Origin of the sequence: Psittacicella gerlachiana, from assembly GCF_003585965.1 — a bacterium.
Lineage (GTDB): Bacteria > Pseudomonadota > Gammaproteobacteria > Enterobacterales > Psittacicellaceae > Psittacicella > Psittacicella gerlachiana.
Genome location: NZ_NRJF01000281.1, coordinates 1 through 3438 on the forward strand (window position 1 = coordinate 1; position 3438 = coordinate 3438).

Annotated in this window: 3 protein-coding genes; 2 read left to right on the forward strand and 1 reads right to left on the reverse strand. The window is 32.0% G+C overall.

Features of this window, described 5'->3' with window-relative positions; translation table 11 throughout:
* Positions 1 to 198 precede the first annotated feature (198 nt).
* On the reverse strand, positions 199 to 681 hold the full coding sequence (locus CKF59_RS07665) for a cupin domain-containing protein (RefSeq protein ID WP_119535316.1): 483 nt from the start codon (positions 679 to 681) through the stop codon (positions 199 to 201).
* A gap of 1102 nt (positions 682 to 1783) precedes the next feature.
* Between CKF59_RS07665 and CKF59_RS07670 the strand changes: the two genes are divergently transcribed.
* Together CKF59_RS07670 and CKF59_RS07675 are read left to right on the forward strand one after the other, a co-directional pair.
* Positions 1784 to 2098, forward strand: a complete 315-nt coding sequence (locus CKF59_RS07670; protein WP_119535317.1) for an oxidative damage protection protein — start codon at positions 1784 to 1786, stop codon at positions 2096 to 2098.
* A 141-nt stretch (positions 2099 to 2239) separates the two neighbouring features.
* Positions 2240 to 3337, forward strand: coding sequence for a murein transglycosylase domain-containing protein (locus CKF59_RS07675; RefSeq protein WP_119535318.1), 1098 nt, complete (start codon positions 2240 to 2242; stop codon positions 3335 to 3337).
* The last annotated feature ends 101 nt before the right edge of the window (positions 3338 to 3438 follow it).

The window sequence follows — 3438 nt, forward strand, 5'->3', positions numbered from 1 at the left end:
ATTTATTTGTTTCTCCTTTGCTTCTTTTGCAGAGAATATTTATAAGTGTTTTTGTTGCTTATATAAAGTTAGATTTTTATCTATTTTGATTTTTGACTTGCAAAAGTAAAGTTTTGCTGGGGATTGTGAATTTAAAGTAAGAATAATATTGAAGTTAGTTTAGAGTTAGAGTATATCCTGCTAGGATTAAAGCCAAACTTATGCAAGTTGAGAGTATTCTTCCTCACTCACAGGGGTAAGAAACTCATTAGAAGTTTGCTCAGCTACGGGAACGCTAATAGCTAAGTGAGAGAACCAAGAGTCTTTACTAGCTCCATGCCAGTGTTTAATTTCAGGTTGAATATAAATGACATCACCTGGATTAAGAGCAAGTGCTGGTTTTCCTTCTTCTTGATACCAACCTGAACCTCCAACAACAATTAGAATTTGGGCTGCTCCATGGTGAATATGCCAATGGTTACGACAACCTGGTTCAAAAGTAACATTAGAGATGTGTAAATCTTTATTATTTACAGGAAGTAGGTAACTAGTACCGGTAAATACTGAAGCATATGCGGTATTTTCCGGACCACGAGGAAAAAGTCCATCTCCTTTAAAGTTGCTACTTTGTAAAAAATCTAGAATGTTTGATCCTTTAAAAGCTAAAGCTTGAGGATAAGAGTTGTCTGCTGTATTGTTCATAAATGTACTCCTTTGTGTTTGATATTAAGTATTATAGAATAAATTTTGATGAAGAAAATTCAACAGCTTGTTGACTTGAGGTTTTTTACTTAAAAATCAAGAGATTTCTCTTATTGAAGAAAGAAAGTAAAGACGGGTGATGAAAAAATTATGGTGAAAAATAAGAATTGAAAATAGCTTGATAAATAAAGTTGAGATCACTTTGGGGGCGGGGTGAGTTATATGAATAAGAATGAGGAATAAAGACAAGGAAAAAGATAAGAAAAAAGATAAGAAAAAAGATAAGAATAAGGAGTAAAGACAAGGAGTAAAGACAAGGAGAAAGATAAGAATAAGGATCAAACTATAAATAATTAAGGAGAGGAAATAAAGTAAAGAGAATAAAGCACCGAGAGGTAAAGAACAAAAGGGGTACGAACAGAAAGGTTTAAGAACTGGAAGGTTAAGAACAGGAAGTAAAGAATTGACAGATAAGGAAAAAAGAAAAGAGTTCTTATTTTTATGATCATTTCTCTTAAATAAGGAATAGAGAAATATATGAGAAAATAATTCTAGGTAGCAAAAAGCCCTCAAAGTTGATCTTGGTCAGCTTTGAGGGCTTTTTACTCGAAATACTTAGAGTATTTAACTCAGCAAGTGCCTAACTAGAAAACACCTCTAGTAAATTTAGGACAATCAAAGCTCATTAGGGACTGCCTAAATTAAACTCCCACCAATTTTCAAAGTTAAACTCAAGAAAGTAGGTGTAAACTTTATCACATCTACTTTCCGCTAAAATGCTAAGTGTCCATATTATATGCTGAAAAGAAAAGTTTTGCAAGCGATTCTAAAAATTTTAAAGTAGAGGTTAATTGAATTAATTTTCAACTTTTTAATTACTAGAGAAAATTAAGAGTAAATATAACTTGAGAGGAAGAGAGCCTTATTTTCTTGAAAATTACTTAAAAAAAGTAAGTGATTTTTCTATTCATGAGTTAGAGTTTAGTTATGGTGGTGTTAGTTTAGTTATGAGTTAATCGCCTTGAGGTATTGATTTTCTGATACAATAGAGGGGTAAAAATTTCTACAAATATTTAATCTTCAGTTTTAGGAGAAATAAAAAATGACACGTACCGTATTTTGTCAATATTTACAAAAAGAAGCTCCAGGATTACCTATGCAATTTTATCCAGGTGAAATTGGTAAGCGTATTTTTGAAAATATTTCGGCAGAGGCTTGGGCTATTTGGTTAAAAAAACAAACCATGCTCGTAAATGAGCATCACTATAATCTCATGAATCTTGAGCATCGTAAGATTCTTGAACAAGCAATGGTTGATTTTCTTTTTAATGGTAAAGATGTTACCGTTAAAGGTTATGTTGCTCCTGAAGAAGAAAAAGAACCTACCCCAAGTGAAGGTAAATTTAAGTCATTATAGTTTTTTAACTTAAAGATTTTAGAGTTATAAAGGTTTTTCTTTAAAATTTTATTTTTAAATTTATAACTCTAAGCAATTATGGTTATCCGAACCTCAAAGCAACATTTTTGTTTTGGGTTCTTTTTTTGGAAGATAAAGTAGATGATTGCTATTGGTAATGCAAACAAAAGTCTAACTAAATTAGGCTTATGGGGCATGGGAATTGCTTTAGGGGTATTCTTAGCTTCTTGTTCAAGTAGTCCAAAGAGTACGGCAGTAGCTTCTCCTGAAAATCAATTACAATTAGATCGTTTTGTAAAAGATCTAAATAACAACTTAAATCAAATTTGGGGCGTGAACGAGATAATGTTCGGTCCTACTGATATAGTAAAATATTCTGATAATTGGAATACAAGAGCAGCAATTCACCTTGCGAGTGGATTTATTCGTTTTGAAACGGTAAATGAAAATTACTATAACGTCTTAAAAAATGAAATTATTTATACCTTATTAATGGATACAAGTCCTGAATACGGAACTCTGTATGATACTAGAGTCCCTAATTCGGGAGGTCAACCTTTTTTAGCTAATCAAGTAGTAGATAATAATGGCAAGCCAATTCGTACCTTTGCGCAAGCAGAGGCGTTTGCAACTTATTTATTAAATCATAAAATTGCGGTTCGTAGTTTAGCTAATGGAAAATTAGATTATTATATTGATTTACCATTAATTAAAAACCACTTACAAGCAAGGGCACAGCAGTATAGTCATTTAGTTTATAAGTATGCCGCTCAATATGAGATAGATCCAAAATTAATGTTTGCGATTATGGAAGTTGAGTCAGCCTTTAACCCTTATGCGGTATCTTCTTCTCGAGCTATAGGGTTAATGCAAATTGTTCCTCGTACTGCAGGATTAGAAGTTAATCGTTTCCAAGGGGTAGATCGTCAACCTACAGAAAAATTCCTCTTTAATCCGGATAATAATGTGCATTTTGGTGCTGCTTATATTTATATAATGCAAACTCGTTATTTCCAAAATGTAACTAATCCATTAAGTAAGCGTTATCTGTTAATTGCTTCATATAATGGTGGTCCTGGAGGTATGCTTTCTACCTTTAGTAAAGATAGGTCTCAGGCAATAGGGGTAATTAACAAAATGACGCCACAACAAGTGTACAATCATATAGTTAAGAACCACTATTCAGCAGAAACTAGACGTTACTTATATAAAGTAACTCAAGCTTATGGTAAATACTAAGTATAAGTAGCAAATACTAAGTGTAAATAGCAAATGTTAAGTATAAATTATAAAGATTAAGCATTTATAGTTTATCTAACTAATAAATAAAACCCACAGCT

Excerpts from the sequence above, each read along its gene's own strand:
- CKF59_RS07665 (WP_119535316.1), bottom strand. The coding sequence starts at position 681 with ATGAACAATACAGCAGACAACTCTTATCCTCAAGCTTTAGCTTTTAAA.
- CKF59_RS07670 (WP_119535317.1), top strand. The coding sequence starts at position 1,784 with ATGACACGTACCGTATTTTGTCAATATTTACAAAAAGAAGCTCCAGGA.
- CKF59_RS07675 (WP_119535318.1), top strand. The coding sequence starts at position 2,240 with ATGATTGCTATTGGTAATGCAAACAAAAGTCTAACTAAATTAGGCTTA.